1 protein-coding gene and 1 pseudogene are annotated in these 786 nt (G+C 65.0%); one reads left to right on the top strand and one right to left on the bottom strand.

Annotation, left to right across the window (positions count from 1 at the left end):
* Positions 1 to 175: 175 nt before the first annotated feature.
* Positions 176 to 466 (bottom strand): transposase, encoded by a 291-nt coding sequence (locus AB1460_RS37960; protein WP_420497471.1) that lies wholly within the window; start codon positions 464 to 466, stop codon positions 176 to 178.
* A 128-nt stretch (positions 467 to 594) separates the two neighbouring features.
* Here AB1460_RS37960 and AB1460_RS37955 point away from each other — a divergent pair.
* A pseudogene (locus AB1460_RS37955) lies at positions 595 to 786 on the top strand (IS66 family transposase); the annotation flags it as partial.

Here is a 786-nt window from a genome sequence, read left to right as displayed (position 1 = left end):
CCGCCGCGCCCACAAGACCGCCACCGCCGCACTCGACCTTCACGGCTTCCCCTGACAACCCGGACGAACCACCAGACCCGAAGATCACGGACAGATCAACTCAGAACGCGAGCGTGCCGGAGCCTTGCGGTGATGCGGGTGGCGTACTCCGCATCGATGAACTCGAACGTGTCGCTCACCGATGATCCTTGGCGAAGTACGCCGCGGCTTTTTTCAAGAATTGGTTTTCCATGAGCAGCTCACGGTTCTGCCGTTCGAGTTCGCGTAGCCGGGCGCTTTCGTCGGCGGTCGGTGGCGGTGGCTCGCCGGCGTGGGCGCGCCGGTAGGTGGCGACCCAGCTTCCGAGAGTTCCTTCCACTATGCCGAGTTCCTGTGCGACAGTGGCGATCGGACGGGATGTCTCGATCACCATCCTCACGGCTTCTTCTTTGAACTCAGGCGTGAACTTTCTGCGCTTCTGCGTCAACTATCATTCCCTCCGGACTACCCCCATCTATTCTAGTAGGGGTCACTGTCCGGAAGAAAAGGGGCACCTCAGTCGCGCATGAGCCGGGGCCGTGCGCGGGGTGCGGGGTGCGGCTTTCGGGCCGGCCGGTGATCCGGACCGAACGCCGGCAGGTGTTCGACCTGCCCGAGCTCCGCCCGCACGTGACCGAACATCAGCTCGTCGAGCGGGAGTGCGGCTGCGGGACACGGACGAAGGCGACCGCACCGGCGGGGGTGGATGCCCCAACCCAGTACGGGCCGCGGGTGAGTGCGGCGGCGGTCTACCTGTATTCCGGGCAG

Origin of the sequence: Parafrankia sp. FMc2 (genome assembly GCF_041008525.1) — a bacterium.
Classification (GTDB): domain Bacteria; phylum Actinomycetota; class Actinomycetes; order Frankiales; family Frankiaceae; genus Parafrankia.
This window is presented reverse-complemented; position numbering and strand designations above follow the sequence as displayed.